The organism is Xylanibacillus composti (assembly GCF_018403685.1).
Lineage (GTDB): Bacteria > Bacillota > Bacilli > Paenibacillales > K13 > Xylanibacillus > Xylanibacillus composti.
Genome location: NZ_BOVK01000055.1, coordinates 1 through 17,496 on the forward strand (window position 1 = coordinate 1; position 17,496 = coordinate 17,496).

Genomic DNA, 17,496 nt, shown 5'->3' on the forward strand with positions numbered 1-17,496 from the left:
AGCACAACGGCTATTTCGAGGCCTCTTTTTAGACGGCCTCGATCCACACTGAAAGTGACATTTTCTTAGAAAAGTTAAGGTGACATTTTCACAGACTATTGACATTGCTTCACAGTCTTCCGCGAATGGAAACATGCAATTCGACGTATCCTAATGGCTGCAATCATGGAAACAGGTCAGGAGGCATGCCATAATGGTCGAATATCAACAACATCAAAGCCGGCTTATTCGCGCTTGGGAAGAAGCGAATCAGCGAATCACAGAAGCCCATGAAGCCGTTAGCGAATGGGAATTCGCCAAGCAAAGCGCCGATCCCGAGCAGATGCGCCAAGCGGCAGCGCGCATGCGCCATCTGCGCCAATCCATTGAGGATAATATGCATGCTGTGGAAGCCGAGTCCAATGAATCGCAAGTCCAGCAAGTGAAGCAAACCGTGCATCAGCTGGAGCAATCCATTCAGTCGATCGAGCAGGCCCTGGATGAGACTGAACAGCCGAGTCAAATCCGTTAATCCGGTGTCATCATAAAGGGAGGATCAAATGAGACAAGACGAGAAGCCAACGGCCGCACCGAAGGCAACGAAAGATGGAAGACCGCTTAACCCCCGTGAGTCTGAACGGGCGGCAAGCGAGTTCGCCGAAGAAATCACCGCGCATAACGTCCAGCACACCGCTCAAAATTCACTTGATCATCAGGCGGAGCCGCATAACTATAAAAATTAAAATCGATTGAAGGAAGCAAACGTCGTCCAAATACGGGGAATCGAGCTGTTCTTTCTACGCTAATCAGCATGGAAAGAACAGCTTTTTCATCATGGCTGCAGGGAAAGGGTTGACGCTTGCCAGTACGGATGAGTACGATAAACACAAATAATGGATAAGGTTGGTGAACGCATGAAGAAAATATTGCCTGTAGGCCATCCCCTTGTCATGACCTACAAAAATTACGGGATTCCCTTGGCCATTATGGCCAATGCGCCGGAGAGCCGTATCTGGATAATCAACCGCTTCTTGCAGCTGTATACGCGAAGCGAGATCAACAACGATTACCACTGGTTGCAATTTTACCTGATACACGACAGTTTAACCGATAATTACTCGCATAATCCGTGGTTGAAGATTCAAAAATTCGACCTGTCCTGGCTAACCGATGATCAATCCGCCGCCGCCTTCATCCGAGCTCGTATTGACGACGGCTGCTACATTGAATTGAATGGCGACCAGTATTATTTGTCTCATACTTTTGCATACGAGAAAAGGCACCGCTTCAGCAACCTGCTGATCCATGGCTACGATCATGAGGAGCAGGTCTACCACGTACTGGACTTCACGTTCACCACCACGAGGCAATTCCAATCCATGACGATTCCTTACAGCAATCTCGTCCTACATATTGAAGGCATGCCGACAAAGCCTCTCAAGATTATACAGCTCTGTGAAGACGCCGCTGCCGAACTGAATGTATCCCTGATTCACCAGCTGCTTGGCGACTATTTGCATAGCCGAAGCACGCCCGCCAGATTGGAAATGCTGCCGAAGTCCAATGACAAGGCTGTATATGGGCTGGGCGTATACGCGAAGTTTGAGGAATACCTCCATGCCCTTATTGCCCATACATCCTATGCGAGCATCTTGCCTTTTCAACTGCTGTATGAGCACAAGAGGTGCGTCAAAGAACTCGTCCACTACCTGCATCAAACAAATCGCTTTCAGAATCGCGCCGCCGGAGACAACATGACGAAAGACGCCGAGTCCTTGCTGAACACAACGCTAGCTTTCCGCAATGCCAAGCTGAAGTTCCTCAGGAGGCAAGACAAAGCTATTTTCAACGAAATGCTGAACATGATTCCGCAGATGAAGGAGCGGGACAAGCAGCTTTGTGAAGCGATATTGTCCGAGCTTCGCCAGGAAACATAAGACCAGTTTTTTTCTGCTGATGAGACAAGCTGATGCCTGTGAGCGTGTGTTTCACAGGTTCGGCTTGGGGCTATAGTACGATTTTCATCTCAATCACATCGTCCAATGTAATCCATTCATATGTATGCTCAAAGCCAATCTTCAGCTGCCTGGAGTCAGTGGCGACCTTATCGATCAAGCCGATCAATTCCACATCCTCTTCATTGCGGAAAAGCTTGATCTTCACTGGCTTCTCCGTGAACATGGACACCCCGATAACCCTCACAAATTCCGCCAGTCTTTTCTCATCCAACACTGGCTTCTCTCGGTTTCTAACCCCCTCATGCTGTCCGGAAAACCCGGGCCTATTACTGGCTCTATGGTGATGCTGTCTGTCTGCCATTCTTCTCACTATCATGTCATCAACCCCACTTCGATGATTTGGATAGTACTATTATATACGAACATACGTTTGTGTTCAAGCTGATAATGATATAAAAAAATGGTTGCTGCTACTTTGCTCCCTACTAGCCTCGGATTGACGCCCAGTCACTGGCGATCCGACCTTGCCGGATCATAAAGCTGCTGCTCACTCAGCCATTTGAAAGTGCAACTCTTACAGACATAGATGACCGTTACAGGCGCATGGGGGCATTTTTTGACTTTGTAACGGATACGGATGACCGTAAGCGCGGAATTGACCAGGTAAAACAACGATTTGGGACTTCTAATGGACATTGGCGACTGTTAGAAAATCGAATCAACGTTTTTTTCTCTCTAACGGACATCGATGACTGTTACAGATCCAAGCTGGTATGGTCATCCCTTTCGTCCGCTTCCGCTCTCTTTCTGCCCAAGCCCCCCCTGCCATATTACCGACCCGACGGGATTTTCCTCGCAAGCTTTCGACCAGTACAGTACAACATAAAATCGTCCAGCTGAAATTCAAAAAAAAATACCACTCCCTCATTGAGTTTGGCAACCCAATAAAGCAGCGGTATTTATTCGAGTGGCTAAGGGAAATTTATCGCCTTAATTTAGCTGCTATGAAAAAGACATTTTCGCTAATTGGCCCGGCTTTCATAACCCCCCTTATGTTATGGTTCTCAGCTCACCTTGTGCTCAATCCGCAGCTTATCCGCCACCATCGCGATGAACTCGCTGTTGGTTGGCTTGGATTTGCTGATATTGATCGTATAGCCGAACAATTGCGAAATCGAGTCGATGTTGCCGCGCGTCCAGGCTACTTCAATGGCATGGCGAATGGCCCGCTCGACGCGCGAAGGCGTCGTTTTGAACTTTTCGGCAATAGCCGGATACAGCGTCTTCGTGATTGCGCCGAGAATTTCAATATTGCCGTACACCATTGAGATAGCCTCTCGCAAATACTGATATCCCTTGATATGCGCCGGGACGCCGATCTCGTGAATAATATTCGTAATGCTGGCGTCCAAGTTTTTCCCTTTATTAATCGGAACGACGTTTACCTTGGCCGGGGCTGTTGGGGCCACCGCAGCGGTATTGCTGACGAGTTGACGAATCCGATTAATCAAAACCTCCATATCGAACGGCTTCAGTATATAATATGAGGCACCTAATTGCACGGCCTTCTGTGTAATGTTCTCCTGGCCAAATGCGGTTAACATGATGATCTTGGGCTGAGGCTGCAAATCCATCTGACGCAGCTTCTCCAGCACGCCCAAGCCGTCCAGATGCGGCATAATGATATCCAGGATCAAGACATCCGGCACGCGGCCATTCTGAATGTGATGAAGGACTTCTTCTCCGTTGTAAGCTGCACCGATTACCGACATATCCTCCTGCTCCTCAATGTATTCCGAGAGAAGAGAAGTGAATTCTCTATTGTCATCTGCCAAGAGTACCTCAATGTTCTGCAACGTAAAAATCCTCCTTCAATGATATATGTAGTTTTTTTTCCTCTTTGCATACTATTCGACATGGACGATCTTTTTCCTTCTGTCGAATAATTTTTTTTGCGATTTTTTCTTTATTTTTTTTGCCGCATCTATTATAATAAATAGTTTATTCCATTTTCCTACATAATGCTTCAAAGTTCGACGCCCGCTCGACATAATCTCCGTTCCGGCATCAAGCACAGCATGGCGAATAAAAAAAAGAACTACGGCTAACCAGCCTGTAGTTCTTCTTCCTGTGGTTTGATCATAACGCCGGCATCCTGCAGCATCCATTCAATAAAGCAGCCATAGCCGGACGACGGATCGTTAACAAATACATGGGTAACCGCTCCGATCAACTTTCCGTCTTGAAGGATGGGGCTCCCGCTCATGCCTTGGACGATTCCCCCAGTCTTGTCCAACAGGCGCTGGTCGGTTATCTTGATAACCAGTCCCTTGGTCGCAGGAGCCGATTGGGGAGCCGTATGCACGACTTCAATGTCAAACGCCTCTACCTTGTGGCCTTCCACTACGGTCAAAATCTTCGCCGGCCCTTTTTTTACTTCCTCAGCGAAGGCGACCGGCACCGGTTCTTGCGTATAGCCGTAATGCGGCTGCTCCGCCATTTTTCCAAATATGCCGAAATCGGTATTGCGTTCAATATTGCCCAAAATTTTATTTTCCTTGAAGAAGTGTGCTCGTTTTTCGCCCGGCACGCCGTTGTGGCTCTTGGAGATTGACGTGACATTGGAATGGACGATCTTACCTTCTCCGACCGGAATCGGCGTCTGCGTGTCCATATCGGTGATCACATGTCCGAGCGCGCCATAAACGCCTTGATCGGGGGCATAAAAGGTTAGGGTACCGACGCCCGCGGCAGAATCACGAATGTACAAGCCGAGCCGATAAGCCTGATCTTCTGCATCCAATGCCGGAGTCAGCTGCTTGACCAGCTCTTTGCCATTGCGAACAATCGTTAACTTGATAGGCTTTCCAGCCTTTCCAGCCTCCTCCACGATGGCGCCCACTTCCGACACACCGTTTAACGGCTTGTTATTGATTTTGGTAATAATATCGCCAAGCATGATTTGCGCTTCTTCACCTGGCGATACCTTCGTGTTGCTGTCCACGGTAACCAGGTGATGGCCCACTACGAGGATACCGTCGGATTTGATCTTCACGCCGATGGTCTGGCCGCCAGGAATGACCTGCAGGTCTGGAACAACATTAACCTTCCACTTCTTGACCGGAATTGAACCGAACAGCTTGAGCTCCATCTCTGTCTGACCGATAGAGGCAGACTCGAAGGAAATCGGCTCATTCAGCTCCAGCTTGAAGCTGTCGTCGACCTTCCCGTTCACCTTGACTACACCGGGATCATTCACAGTGACTTTGCCGCTTACTGGCAAGGCGAAATTCCATTGCTTGTCTTGGCCACTGAACATTCGCCATTCATCGGGGAGTGTTGCAAAAGACTGAAACGGGGCGGATAAACTCATAAGGTACATGAAGAAAACGAGGACAAGACCGAGGCCTTTCCGCTTGCGGTTGAACAAATTCACCACGCTCCCTTTTCTTCGTTATGCGACGAGAAAGGTGTTCGTCACTGATGTACTTTTAAGTTAACCTCCCCTGTTTTGATTTATTTACTGCAAATGATGCCACCCTCGCTTTTTTTGTGCCGCCAATTCCAGCATTTCATGCGCATGACTGCGTGTTGTCTCTGTTATGGTAACGCCCCCCAGCATGCGGGCCAGTTCGTCTGTCCGATCCCATCCGTCCAGACTGCGGACTTCTGTGTATGTACGGTCCTTGCTCACCGATTTCTGTATTAGGAAATGGCTGTCCGCCATACAAGCGACCTGGGGCAAATGCGTGATAGCGAACACTTGGCAGTTCTCTGCGAGCCGAGCCATCTTTTCGGCAATGGCTTGCGCGGCGCGGCCGCTCACGCCGGTATCGACCTCGTCAAAAATAAGGACAGGGATATGGTCCATTCCCGCAAATATCGATTTGAGCGCCAGCATGATGCGGGACAATTCGCCGCCCGATGCAATTTTGCTCAGCGGCTTGAGCGGTTCGCCCGGGTTCGGGGAAATCATGAACTCGATCAAATCTGCGCCGTCCTTCGCTGGCTCGTCCAGCGGTTTTACACTGACTTCAAACCGGGTGCGTTCCATCTGCAAGTCGTGCAAATGCGCTGTGACGCCCTTGGCCAGACGGTCGGCCTGCTTCCTCCGAACAGCGCTTAATGCCGCCCCCTGCTGATGAAGCTCTGCCTTGACTTGCTCCAACTGGGCGCGCAGTTCCTCAAGATGCTGGTCACGGTTCTCGATTTTTTCCACATCCTGCTTGATCGTCTGCAAATACTGCAACATTTTCTCAACAGAATCCCCATATTTGCGTTTCAGCGACTGGATCATGGCCAGACGGTCTTCCAGCGCATCAAGCCTTTCCGGATTGAACTCGATGCCTTCCCGATAATCCCGAAGCTGGAAGGAGGCGTCCTCCACCTGATAGTACGCAGAACGAAGCTGATCAAGCAGCGGTCCCAATGCCGCAGGGTCCACCTTGGCTGCATCCTCCAGCTCCTCAACCGCCTTGCCGAGCTGCTCCAGCGCCATGTTAGAGCCATAAATCGCTTCATATCCCTCTGTAACAGCTTGGGCCAGCTTCTCCGCATGTGCCAGCTTGCGGCGCTCTTCCTCCAGCTCCTTCTCTTCGCCTGGCTTCAGAGCGGCTTTTTCGATTTCTTCAATCTGATACTTATACAAATCGAGCATTTGCAGATTTTGCATCCCGGCCTGTTCCAGCTCGCTCCACTGTTTGCGAAGGGCTGTATAGGCGGAATACGTTGCCCGATACTTCTTGAGCAGCGGCGCAATGTCCCGTTCGCCAAAGCTGTCCAACAGGGACAAATGTCGTTCTACCTTCAACAAGGATTGATGGTCATGCTGGCCGTGCAGGTTGATCAAGGTGTCGCCCAACGCCTTCAGCATGGACAAATTCAGCAGTTGTCCATTCACCCTTGCCGAGCTCTTCCCCTGTGCGCTGATATCCCGCCGTATCAGCAGCGCCTCATCGGGTGATGCGGTTATGCCCCAGTCCTCCAGCTGACGCCAGGCAGGATGGTCAGGCTCAAGTTCAAATACACATTCAATCTCGCATGCTTTGGCCCCGTGCCGGACGAAATCAGCCGAGCCGCGAGCGCCCGCAATCAAGCTCAGCGCGTCAATCAAGATTGATTTCCCTGCCCCTGTCTCCCCTGTCATAACGAGAAACCCAGGGGAGAACCGAACATGCGCGGATTCAATCACTGCCAAGTTGCGAATTGTGCATTCCACCAGCATGAAATGCCCCTCCTTTATTGAAGCATACCCAAAATTTGCGATACTACTCGCTCGCTTTGCTCCCTTGACCGGCAAATGAGCAATAGCGTGTCATCCCCGGAGATCGTTCCCATAATTTCCGGCCATTCGAGGTTATCGATCAAGGCGCCAATTGCATTGGCGGTGCCCGGCAGCGATTTGAGTACAACCATCTGCTCCGCAAAATCGATCTGAACAAAATTGTCGGCTAACGATCGCTTCAGCTTATGGATCGGATTGAACCGCTGATCCGACGGCATGGAATACTTATAACGGCCGTCATCCAGCGGCACCTTGATAAGATGCAGCTCTTTCATATCCCTGGATACGGTTGCCTGCGTTACATTGTATCCGGCCTCCCGCAATGCATTAACCAATTCGTCTTGTGTTTCGATCTCACGGCTGTTAATGATCTCTCTGATCTTGATATGCCGTTGCCCCTTCATCCCGATGCGCCTCCTAGTCCCATTCAACCTTTATTTTTTTTGCCGTCTTCAATTCTGTATCCACATAAATAAGTCCGTCAATTCCCTGGTAAATGCCGATGTAAGGCAATAGCCGATCGCGAATGGCGCTGCCCGTCCATTCCATGGGCAGCTTCGGCTTCGATGCTTTGACCACGTACACGCCCTCACGATCTGCAGCAAAGCCGTCAACATAATAACGACTCTGGTACACGCTGTCGCCTGCTTCGATGCGCAAGGGCTGACGGTATTTCCCGCCGACTACCTTGTAGCCGTGCTCCTCCAGAATTCGCCGAACGGCCGCCGTCGGCTTGTCCGCCAACGCTTCCTTGGGTATCGGCGGCTTGCGGGATGCATTGCCCAGCCAACGCCTGGCACGCCATAGCAGCCACCCGCCGCAGAGTGCGACTAGCAGCAGAAGGATCAGCAGATCGCTCATTCCGTTCATAACAAATTCACCCCGAATATGTATTCGAGGTGAGGACAATCAATCCTTTTTTTCTTTGCGTTTTAATTCGGCAGATTGTGCAGCCACTTCATCTACAAGACGCATCCGTTCTTCTGGAGATGATGGTGCCTGGGCCGATTCCGGCGACTCTGCATCCGCAACCTGCCAGCATGCCAAAAATTCGATATTTCCCTCGCCGCCTGTTATGGGAGAATAGGTCAAGCCTTTTAGATGCAAGCCGAGCTCATCGGCAAAATTCAATACGTCGAGCAGCACTGCGCGATGCACAGCTGGATCGCGTACAACCCCCGATTTGCCAACCTGATCTCTCCCCGCTTCAAACTGCGGCTTGATCAGGGCGACTGCCTCCCCGCCGCGGACAAGCAGCGCCTTCATCGGAGGCAGGATCAGCTTCAACGATATAAAGGATACGTCCGTTGCCGCGAAATCAGGCAAAGGGCCATTCAGGTCTTCAGGCTGCATGTAGCGAAAATTGGTACGCTCCATGACGCGAACCTGCGGATGATTGCGCAGCGACCAATCCAGTTGGTTGTAGCCGACATCAATCGCGTAGACCAGACCGACTCCGTGCTGAAGCGCGCAATCGGTAAACCCCCCCGTAGAAGCACCGATATCCATCATGGTTCTTCCGGCAAGCGCGAGGCCGAAATGACGAATGGCCTTCTCCAGCTTCAATCCGCCGCGGCTCACATAAGGATGGACAGCTCCCTTCACCGCGAGCGGGGAAGCAATGCTAATCTTCATGCCTGCCTTCTCCAGCCGTTCTGTCCCGGAGTAAACCAGGCCGGCCATAATCGCGGCTTTCGCTTTTTCCCGGCTTTCGATCAAGCCGCGTTCCACCAATAGCACGTCAACCCGTTCTTTCTCTTCCTTCATCCCTACGCCCTTTTCTGCTTGAGCGGTACGATTGCCTGCACCTGCTCTACCACGTTCTCCAAGGTCAGTCCGACTTCCTTCCGCTGCTCAGAAATGCTGCCGTGCTCGATGAAGCAATCCGGAACACCCATCATCCGGAGCGACGGCACAGGCAGTTGATGCTTCACGAAAAATTCCAGGACGGCACTGCCGAACCCTCCGTCCAAGGCGCTTTCCTCCAAGGTCAGGACAGGTCTTCCATCCTTGGCTATTTTCCGCAGCATCACGTCGTCCAGCGGCTTGATGAAGCGGGCATTGACGACGCGCACATTCATGTCTTGATTCTGGAGCAGATCCGCAGCTTGCATGGCAAGCTGCACCATGGGGCCGACTGCCAGAATAACCGCATCCGAGCCGTCCCGCAGCACTTCCCATTCGCCGATCGGAATCGCCTTGAGCTCCTGATCGAGCGTCACGCCGGTGCCGTTGATTCGCGGGTACCGGTAGGCAATCGGTCCGTCATCGTAATCGAGCGCCGTCTTCATCATATGACGAAGCTCGTTCTCGTCCTTCGGCATCATGATTACGATGTTCGGTACGTGCCGCAAGAAAGGAATATCGTATACCCCTTGATGCGTTTCGCCGTCCGCTCCAACAAAGCCAGCACGGTCAATCGCAAAGGCCACGTTCAAATTTTGCCTGCATATATCGTGCACGACCTGGTCGTAGGCACGCTGCAGAAAGGTGGAATAGACGGCAAAGACCGGTTTCATGCCCTCGATGGCGAGGGCTCCGCTCATCGTGGCGGCATGCTGCTCAGCGATGCCGACATCGATCATTCTGCCCGGGAACCGCTCAGCGAACTCCAGCAGCCCCGATCCGCCCGGCATTGCCGGCGTCACCGCAATAATGCGGTCGTCCTGCTCGGCCAGCTCGATGAGCGTCTTGCCGAACACCTCGGTGTACATCGGCGGAGCGCCGACCGATTTCAAGACTTTGCCCGATTCAATCTTATAAGGACTGATCCCGTGCCACTTGAAGGAATCCGCTTCGGCCGGGGTATAGCCCTTTCCCTTGGTCGTCAGGACGTGAACCAGCACCGGTCCCTGCACATTGTCCGCTTGCTTCAGCACTTCCAACAGATTCGGCAGGCTGTGACCATCTACAGGACCGAGATAAGTCAGCCCGAGTTCCTCGAACAACACGCCCTGCACGAGCATATACTTCAGACTGTCCTTCAGTTTCTCTGCTGTCTTGGCGAGCGTCCCTCCGATAGCCGGGATTTTCTTCAATAGATGCTCCACGTCTTCCTTCGCCTTCACGTAGTGGCGGTCGGAGCGAATCTTGCCGAGATAATTGTGCAAAGCGCCGACGTTCGGCGCGATCGACATTTCATTGTCGTTCAGGACAACCATCAGGTTCTTCTTCTCGTGGCCGATATGGTTCAGCGCTTCCAGGGCCATGCCGCCTGTAAGTGCGCCATCGCCTACTATAGCGATCACCCGATTGCGCTCGCCCTTGGCATCCCGGGCCAGCGCCATCCCCATCGCTGCCGAAAGCGACGTGCTGCTGTGCCCGGCTTCCCAGACGTCGTGCTCGCTCTCCGAGCGCTTGATGAAGCCGCATAGCCCTCTGTACTTGCGGAGCGTATCGAAGCGGTCCTTCCTGCCGGTCAAAATCTTATGCACATAGGCCTGGTGGCCCACATCGAAAATCATCTTGTCAACCGGACTGTCGAACAAATAATGAAGCGCCAGCGTCAGTTCCACAACACCAAGGTTCGGTGCCAGATGACCGCCCGTTGCGGCCAGCTTCTCAATCAGGAATTGCCGAATTTCCGCAGCCAGCATATCTAGTTGTTCGATGGACAGCCCTTTCAAGTCAGCGGGTTGATTCACGTTTTCCAGCAGCATGCGTTTTCCCTCGCCTTCCGTTGCCCGATTTGGCCTTTCTCACTTGAAAGATGCGGATTTTCAGCCGCTCCTCGAGAAAGTAGAAACATTTGCCGACGATCAATACGATTCGATTGCTGTAGTGAATCGCCATCGACTTGCCCATCGCTTTGCCGCCAACAGTCAGCGCGGAGACAAATGCCGTAAAACCGACCGTGACCACTGTAGTAACGACAGCGCCATTCTGGTCGATCGACGCCAAAAATTTAATCACGACAAGCGTACTGGCGGCCCCGCTAATAATGCCGGCGACGTCACCGACGACATCATTGCAAATGCTGGAGAAACGGTCTGCATTCCGCACGATGTGTATCGCATGCCGCGCGCCCTTGACCCGTTCCGCCGCCATGGCATGATAAGGTTTTTCCTGCGCAGCAGCCGAGGCGATCCCCATCATATCGAATAGGATGCCAACCAGCACCAAAAAGAATACGATCAAGACCCCGATTCCCCAGCCCACACCTTCCAGAACAGTTGTAGATGAAACTGAGAATACGCAAGCTAGAATAAAGGTGAAAATAAATATAAAAACACTCCATCGAATGGAGTTGCGCAAGGAAAATTTCATGTAATTGGCAGTTCCCTTTCCCATGTAATAATGAAAGAGTGGCAGCATCCCGAGTAAACACTGTGGCTTAGGTCCAGTAGGTTTTCCCAAGCGGACGCCATCCCGTCACCAGCATGGCGGTTTCCCATTATGCCCGCCTTGACGCCGTCTCCGAACGTCAGACTGAATTACCACTTAGTCCACACTATAATCCTCGGGAGGCCACACGTACGTGAACAGTCTAGGAGTTTTCCTCAACAGCCTTTAACCGAATCTTAGCCTCTTTTGCAGGACAGATTTCATATAGCATCCAGCAATCGGTTCTTTGGCCTAAGAACGCGAACGCCTACCATCTATAATCCCCTCTGCCCCGCTCAAGGCAGGCTACGCTGCATACAGACCGTTTTAGCATAGGCGCGAACCCGTGCAAGTGAGGCCTGCTACTGCAGGTTCATACCCCAAGCCGTAATGCGGAGCTCGGTGACTCCGTACCACGCACTTGGGCCTCCGCGGAAGGAGGGTCTACGCCCGCATGCCATTGCGGATCGCCCTCCAACCTTAACTCCCAGCATCAACCCCCGACTGGGCGTCGAAAGCCAACACCAGGAACTTCATCGATGTGCCCTTTGGCGAATTTTTAGGCCCGCCTTCAGAAACGGTAGACTGACTAGAATACTGCGCCACTCTCCATTGTTGATTGTATTATATCACAAGAGAAGCATACTGCTCAATGGAATCGATGTTTTCGATTTTACCGATCCCGCTGCATCAAATAATCCGCAAGCTGCAAAAGCCGCTGCGGATCGGGAAGACCCGCCTGCTGCACGGCCTGCTTCGCCGATTCTGTCAATTCATGCATTTTCCTCCGGCTTTCGTCCATTCCCAGAAAGTAGGGGTACGTCACTTTCCCGGCCCGCTCATCGCTGTTCGCGGCCTTGCCCGTCTTCGCCGGATCGCCGGTGATGTCCAATATATCATCTTGAATCTGAAAGGCTAGTCCAATGCCGTAGCCGTAGCTTTCCAACGCCTTAAGCTGTGCCTCCGATGCGCCGGACAACCGCCCTCCCGCACGCAGCGCGAATACGATCAGATCCCCCGTCTTGCGAAGATGAATCGACTCCAGCTGTTCCAGGCTTGTGATGCCCTGCTCTCCTTCCATGTCGGCCGCTTGTCCGGCTACCATGCCGGCAATGCCTGCCAAAGCGGCCATCTCCCGAATGACCAGCATAAGACGTTGCAGGGATACAGCGTCTGAACCGGCGGCAAGAGTGGCCATATAGAACGCATGAGTCAGCAGCCCGTCTCCCGCCAATATCGCCATCGCTTCTCCGTATACCTTATGGTTGGTCAGCTTTCCGCGCCGATAATCGTCATCGTCCATTGCCGGCAAGTCGTCATGAACCAGCGAATACGAATGGATCATCTCCACAGCGCAGGCAACCGGCATTATGCGCTCCAGTTCCGCGCCAAGCGATTCCGCAGCGGCAATCATGAGGATCGGCCGCAGCCGTTTGCCGCCGGCCATGAGCGAATACTCCATCGCCTCGAGCAGCTTCGGATGCGCGTTGGAGCTTGCGAGAGCCTGCTTCAGAGAAATGTCTATACACTGCGCGTAATGCCGGATGTACGATTCAATAGATGCGTCTGGCGCGCAAGCGCTGATTGCATGATTCGCCATCAAGTCGATTCACCTTTCATTTCGTCTGGATTAAAAGCTTGGTGCTCCAAGCCGCTTTCCGTCTCCATAACCATTTCGATTTTACGCTCCACCTGTTCCAGCTTGCCGGCGCAAAGCTGAGACAGACGAGTGCCTTCCTGGTAAAGGCCGATCGCCTGCTCCAGCGGCAGTTCGCCGGACTCCAGCTTGGCCACGATCCTCTCAAGCTTCTCCATAGCCTGCTCGAAGGTAAGCGTTTCCTGCAATTGCTCCTGCTCTCCCACCATTCTTTCCTCCTTCTCGCTACATACCGCTGTCGATCTCTCTTATCGTCTTGACCTCGCACTGCAGCTCCCCGTCATGCAGCCGAATGCGGACATCGTCGCCAGACGCTGCCTGCCGCACCGATTTCATAAGAGCTCCGTCCGACACCCTGTAGGCAAGGCTGTAGCCGCGCGCCATCACTTTCAGCGGACTGAGTGCATCCAGTTGGCGAATCGTTCCGACAAATCGCAGCTTCTGCTGATGAAGCAGCCCCTGCATCGCGCCCGCTAGCTGCTTAGAATGACTCTCCAGCCGTTGGCGCAGGCTCCGCACCTGCTCGCTCGGCTGAAACGCTGACAGCCTGCGCTCTGCGCGCTGATAGCGCACCTCAGCCTGCCGCAATCGCTGCGCCATGCCGTAGCGCAAACGCTGGGCCAGCCGATCCAGACGCTGGGCCGGCTCATAATAATGAGCGGTCAAGGCCCGATCCAGCCTGCTTGAGAGATGATGAAGACTCTGACGCAGCTCTTCCAAGTGCGGGACGGCCAGTTCAGCTGCGGCTGTAGGCGTAGCGGCACGAATGTCTGCAACGAAATCCGCAATCGTATAGTCTGTCTCATGACCGACTGCCGAAATAACCGGAATAGCTGACGCGGCAATGCTGCGGGCAACAGGCTCCTCATTGAACGCCCACAGCTCCTCGAGCGATCCCCCGCCTCGGCCTACAATGAGAAGATCCGCCTTCCCGTGCGCATTAACGGCCTCAATTGCCCTCGCGATTGAGCGGGCAGCCTGCTTCCCCTGGACTTGTACGGGAAAGAGCAAAATAGCGGCCAGAGGATAGCGCCGCTGCAAGGTCGTAATCATGTCGCGCACCGCCGCCCCCGTCGGCGATGTAACGAGGCCGACCGTTTGCGGAAACTTCGGCAGCCGGCGTTTCCGCTCCTCTGCGAACAACCCTTCTGCTTCCAGCTTGCGCTTTAGCGCCTCAAAGGCCAGATACAGGCTGCCGATGCCGTCCGGCTGCATCTTTGTGACATAAAACTGATATTGGCCGTCTCGTTCATAGACTGAAATCGAACCTCGCGCAAGTACATGATCGCCGTTCTTCGGGATGAACCCCAAGGATGCATTATAAGAGCTGAACATGACACACTTCACGCGGCTGTCCTTATCCTTCAAGGTAAAATACATATGGCCGCTGGAATGATGCGTAAAATTAGAAATTTCCCCCTGTACCCAGATTTGCTGAAGACGTTCATCCCCTTCCAGCCTCATCTTGATATAGCGGGTCAGTGCCTTGACACTGAGGATGTTCTTGTCCATGTCCCTATCCGCCGTTATTTCGCCTGAGCTTGGGCTGCAATCTGCTTGGCGGCTTTCACCGTATTGCTCATCAGCATCGCAATCGTCATCGGACCGACTCCGCCCGGTACCGGAGTAATGGCGCTGGCCGTTTGCGAAGCGTCTTCGAACTGCACATCGCCGACTGGCGTGCCTACGTCGATGACAATCGCTCCCGGCTTGATGTAATCGCCTGGAATAAGGCCTGGGCGGCCTGCTGCAACAACAAGGATATCCGCTTGGCGCGTCATTTCCTTCATATCGGCCGTCTTGGAATGGCAGATCGAGACCGTCGCATTTTCTCTCAGCAATAGCAGCGCTACCGGCTTGCCTACAATGTTGCTGCGGCCCACGACAACTGCGTGTTTGCCGGCGATTGCCGTTCCGGTCCGCTTAATCAGCTCGATGATGCCGGCTGGCGTACAGGGCAGCAGACAGTCGTCTCCGATCACCATATTGCCCACGCTTACAGGATGGAAGCCGTCCACATCCTTCTCCACGCGAATCGCATCAATAACCGCCTTTTCGTCGATATGCGGCGGCAGCGGCAGCTGTACCAGAATGCCGTGAATCTTATCCGACTCATTCAACTGGCCAATAAGTGTCAGCAATTCCTCCTGGCTTGTCGTTGAAGGCAGAGCATGGACTTCCGAATACATGCCGATCTCCTTGCTCTTCTTCGCCTTCATGCCGACATACTGCTTGGATGCCGGATCATCTCCAACCAGAACGACCGCCAATCCAGGCTGGACGCCCTGCTGTTTAAGCGTTTCGATATCCTGCTGCAATCCCGCCAATATTTCGTCGCGCACGGCTCTGCCGTTAATGATTTGTGCTGTCATTTGCCTGCCCCTCTCCCATTTTCTGTTTGACTTGCTCATATTCCCTCGCTACTTTGCCCAATACACCGTTCACGAATTTGCCAGACTCTTCTGTGCCGAAATGCTTGGCCAGCTCAATCGCCTCGTTGATAATAACTTTAACCGGTGCGGCCTGTGCCGCAAACATCTCGTACATCGCCAACCGCAGCACCTGTCGGTCCACCTTGGACAAGCGCTCCAGCGTCCAGCCCGTCAAATAGTCTGACAGCACGCGATCAATGCTATCCTTGCGCGCGTACGTGCCTTCAACCATGCCCGCAATGTAAGCCATGGTCTCCAAATCTCTGCCGGCACGCACGGCTTCGTCTTCTCCGTCGTCCAGCCCTGCACGGACCGCTTCCTCGACGGTAACTTGATTCATATCCATATGGTATAAACTCTTAACTGCGATTTCTCGCGCTTCTCTTCGCTTCATGCCTGTTCGCTTGCCTCCGATACCGTAGTTCATCACTTATCGCATTTATATATTTAAGGGTTCCCGTAAAAAAGCGCCGCAAACCAACAAGCGGCACTTGGACTAGCATTGTTCACTTGAACGGTCTCCAGCGTTCATTCAGCCATGCCAGCAACGGCTCCCAGTTCACAATCGGCTGCCCGCTGTCGACCCGCCTGCCGACGGTATACCCGATCAGAAGCAGCAGGCCAAAAAACAGCATGTCCCAAAATCCGACGATCAAATAAAGGAATCCATGCAAAAGCCCTGCGCATACGCCGATCAGCTTGCCTCTGTGACCTGTCCAAAGTTCCCGCCACATGGTTCGCATCTCCTATTCCACCCGGCTTTTGAAGGTTTGGGATTGGATAATGTTCGCCACATACACCGAGACGAACGAGACCGGGATGCCCGTAATTTCCTCCAGATGGCCCTTGACTTCGCGCTGAACCTCTTCCGTGAGCTGCGGAATCGATGTGTCGCCGTCAACCACCGCGCGGATTTCGATTTGCAAGCCGGCGTCGTCAACGGATACGCGGGCTTTCAGGTCCTTGACGCCCTTGATTCGCGAAGCCGCTTTCAGCGTCAAATTCTCCACCGTTTCCATGGAGATACGAATATCTCCGAAATCCGTTCGCTGATCGATAGAAGGCGGCGCTCCTGTTCCAACGCGGAGCGTTATGTAGAGGAGCCTGAGACTAATCAGAATGATGGCAATACCGAGGGTCCAGATCGTTGCCTGCCCGGTTACGGAATCCGCCATTTCTTCGAACCATTCCGCAGCGACGGGCACGGCTCCTGTGCTCAACAGGAGTCCGATAACCGTGAACGCCAGCACGATCAGACTGAATACAAAAAGCAGCAGCTTGTCCAAGACACGTGTCATCATGCTTGTCCCCTTTCCTTCTAAAGGAAATCCCCCTGCCTGAAGGGAGGGGGTTGTGTTTGCAATTGTCGCCCGCAGCACCGCGTTGCGAAGGAAGGGTGCCTTCCGGCGACAGCTTTATTTAACGCGGGTTGTAACCGCTGTTTCCTCTTCTTCCACTTCTGCCGTACGGAAATGCACATCATGGATATGAACGTTCACTTCTACGACATGAAGTCCCGTCATCGAGTGAATGGCGTGCTTCACATTGCGCTGAATCTCACTGGCGATCTCCGGAATCTTATTGCCATATTCAATCACGATGGAAACATCAATGGCCGCTTCCCGCTCGCCCACTTCCACCTTAACGCCCTTGGACAAGTTCTTGCGTCCAAGAAATTCTGCAATACCATTGGCCAAGCCGCCGCTCATCCCGGCTACACCAGGCACTTCCACCGTTGCCAGTCCTGCGATCACTTCCACAACCTCAGGCGCAATCTGGATATTGCCCAGGTCAGTCTTCACATAGTCGGGAGCTATGGTTGTCAAGAAAGACACCTCCTCATTCGTTCTTGATGTTAGCTTG

20 protein-coding genes are annotated in these 17,496 nt (G+C 52.9%); 3 read left to right on the forward strand and 17 right to left on the reverse strand.

All coding sequences use genetic code 11. From position 1 onward, the window contains the following. Nucleotides 1-193: 193 nt before the first annotated feature. The 3 genes from XYCOK13_RS17215 (at nt 194) to XYCOK13_RS17225 (ending at nt 1,916) form a co-directional block, all read left to right on the forward strand. Complete coding sequence (locus tag XYCOK13_RS17215; protein ID WP_213413481.1) at nt 194-511, forward strand: hypothetical protein; 318 nt, start codon at nt 194-196, stop codon at nt 509-511. A 28-nt stretch (nt 512-539) separates the two neighbouring features. After that, nucleotides 540-722, forward strand: a complete 183-nt coding sequence (locus tag XYCOK13_RS17220) for a hypothetical protein (RefSeq protein WP_213413482.1) — start codon at nt 540-542, stop codon at nt 720-722. Between the two features lie 171 nt (nt 723-893). After that, nucleotides 894-1,916 carry a cysteine peptidase family C39 domain-containing protein gene (locus XYCOK13_RS17225; RefSeq protein ID WP_213413483.1) on the forward strand — a complete coding sequence of 341 codons (1,023 nt, stop codon included), beginning with the start codon at nt 894-896 and terminating at the stop codon, nt 1,914-1,916. A gap of 70 nt (nt 1,917-1,986) precedes the next feature. Here XYCOK13_RS17225 and XYCOK13_RS17230 read toward each other — a convergent pair whose 3' ends face one another. The 17 genes from XYCOK13_RS17230 to XYCOK13_RS17310 form a co-directional block, all read right to left on the reverse strand. Next, nucleotides 1,987-2,313, reverse strand: a complete 327-nt coding sequence (locus XYCOK13_RS17230; RefSeq protein WP_213413484.1) for a YolD-like family protein — start codon at nt 2,311-2,313, stop codon at nt 1,987-1,989. A 688-nt stretch (nt 2,314-3,001) separates the two neighbouring features. Beyond that, a complete protein-coding gene (gene spo0A / locus XYCOK13_RS17235; RefSeq protein ID WP_213413485.1) occupies nt 3,002-3,793 on the reverse strand; it encodes a sporulation transcription factor Spo0A in 792 nt (263 codons plus the stop codon). Between the two features lie 248 nt (nt 3,794-4,041). Further along, complete coding sequence (spoIVB, locus tag XYCOK13_RS17240; RefSeq protein ID WP_373314439.1) at nt 4,042-5,367, reverse strand: SpoIVB peptidase; 1,326 nt, start codon at nt 5,365-5,367, stop codon at nt 4,042-4,044. Between the two features lie 90 nt (nt 5,368-5,457). Further along, entirely contained in the window at nt 5,458-7,161 is a 1,704-nt protein-coding gene (gene recN / locus XYCOK13_RS17245; protein WP_213413487.1) for a DNA repair protein RecN, read from the reverse strand. A gap of 14 nt (nt 7,162-7,175) precedes the next feature. Continuing rightward, nucleotides 7,176-7,625: a transcriptional regulator AhrC/ArgR gene (gene ahrC / locus XYCOK13_RS17250; RefSeq protein WP_213413488.1), complete on the reverse strand. Its 450-nt coding sequence runs from the start codon at nt 7,623-7,625 to the stop codon at nt 7,176-7,178. Nucleotides 7,626-7,638: 13 nt separating this feature from the next. Continuing rightward, a complete protein-coding gene (locus tag XYCOK13_RS17255; RefSeq protein ID WP_213413489.1) occupies nt 7,639-8,091 on the reverse strand; it encodes a hypothetical protein in 453 nt (150 codons plus the stop codon). A gap of 39 nt (nt 8,092-8,130) precedes the next feature. Then, the gene (locus XYCOK13_RS17260) at nt 8,131-8,988 is read right to left on the reverse strand and encodes a TlyA family RNA methyltransferase (RefSeq protein WP_213413490.1); all 858 of its coding nucleotides are present in this window, start codon (nt 8,986-8,988) and stop codon (nt 8,131-8,133) included. Between the two features lie 2 nt (nt 8,989-8,990). Continuing rightward, a complete protein-coding gene (dxs, locus tag XYCOK13_RS17265) occupies nt 8,991-10,880 on the reverse strand; it encodes a 1-deoxy-D-xylulose-5-phosphate synthase (RefSeq protein ID WP_213413491.1) in 1,890 nt (629 codons plus the stop codon). Continuing rightward, on the reverse strand, nt 10,849-11,358 hold the full coding sequence (locus XYCOK13_RS17270; RefSeq protein ID WP_308443033.1) for a CNNM domain-containing protein: 510 nt from the start codon (nt 11,356-11,358) through the stop codon (nt 10,849-10,851). The genes dxs and XYCOK13_RS17270 overlap by 32 nt, the downstream gene beginning before the upstream one ends. Before the next feature lie 859 nt (nt 11,359-12,217). Continuing rightward, on the reverse strand, nt 12,218-13,144 hold the full coding sequence (locus tag XYCOK13_RS17275; protein WP_213413493.1) for a polyprenyl synthetase family protein: 927 nt from the start codon (nt 13,142-13,144) through the stop codon (nt 12,218-12,220). Next, a complete protein-coding gene (gene xseB / locus XYCOK13_RS17280) occupies nt 13,144-13,410 on the reverse strand; it encodes an exodeoxyribonuclease VII small subunit (protein WP_213413494.1) in 267 nt (88 codons plus the stop codon). The genes XYCOK13_RS17275 and xseB overlap by 1 nt, the downstream gene beginning before the upstream one ends. A 16-nt stretch (nt 13,411-13,426) precedes the next feature. Further along, nucleotides 13,427-14,713 carry an exodeoxyribonuclease VII large subunit gene (gene xseA / locus XYCOK13_RS17285; RefSeq protein WP_213413495.1) on the reverse strand — a complete coding sequence of 429 codons (1,287 nt, stop codon included), beginning with the start codon at nt 14,711-14,713 and terminating at the stop codon, nt 13,427-13,429. A gap of 14 nt (nt 14,714-14,727) precedes the next feature. After that, entirely contained in the window at nt 14,728-15,573 is an 846-nt protein-coding gene (locus tag XYCOK13_RS17290) for a bifunctional 5,10-methylenetetrahydrofolate dehydrogenase/5,10-methenyltetrahydrofolate cyclohydrolase (protein WP_213413496.1), read from the reverse strand. Then, on the reverse strand, nt 15,554-16,027 hold the full coding sequence (gene nusB, locus XYCOK13_RS17295) for a transcription antitermination factor NusB (RefSeq protein WP_213413497.1): 474 nt from the start codon (nt 16,025-16,027) through the stop codon (nt 15,554-15,556). The genes XYCOK13_RS17290 and nusB overlap by 20 nt, the downstream gene beginning before the upstream one ends. 112 nt (nt 16,028-16,139) lie before the next feature. Continuing rightward, a complete protein-coding gene (locus XYCOK13_RS17300; RefSeq protein WP_213413498.1) occupies nt 16,140-16,367 on the reverse strand; it encodes a DUF2273 domain-containing protein in 228 nt (75 codons plus the stop codon). Nucleotides 16,368-16,379: 12 nt separating this feature from the next. Further along, the gene (amaP, locus tag XYCOK13_RS17305) at nt 16,380-16,931 is read right to left on the reverse strand and encodes an alkaline shock response membrane anchor protein AmaP (protein ID WP_213413529.1); all 552 of its coding nucleotides are present in this window, start codon (nt 16,929-16,931) and stop codon (nt 16,380-16,382) included. A 117-nt stretch (nt 16,932-17,048) separates the two neighbouring features. After that, on the reverse strand, nt 17,049-17,459 hold the full coding sequence (locus XYCOK13_RS17310; protein WP_213413499.1) for an Asp23/Gls24 family envelope stress response protein: 411 nt from the start codon (nt 17,457-17,459) through the stop codon (nt 17,049-17,051). Between the last annotated feature and the right edge of the window lie 37 nt (nt 17,460-17,496).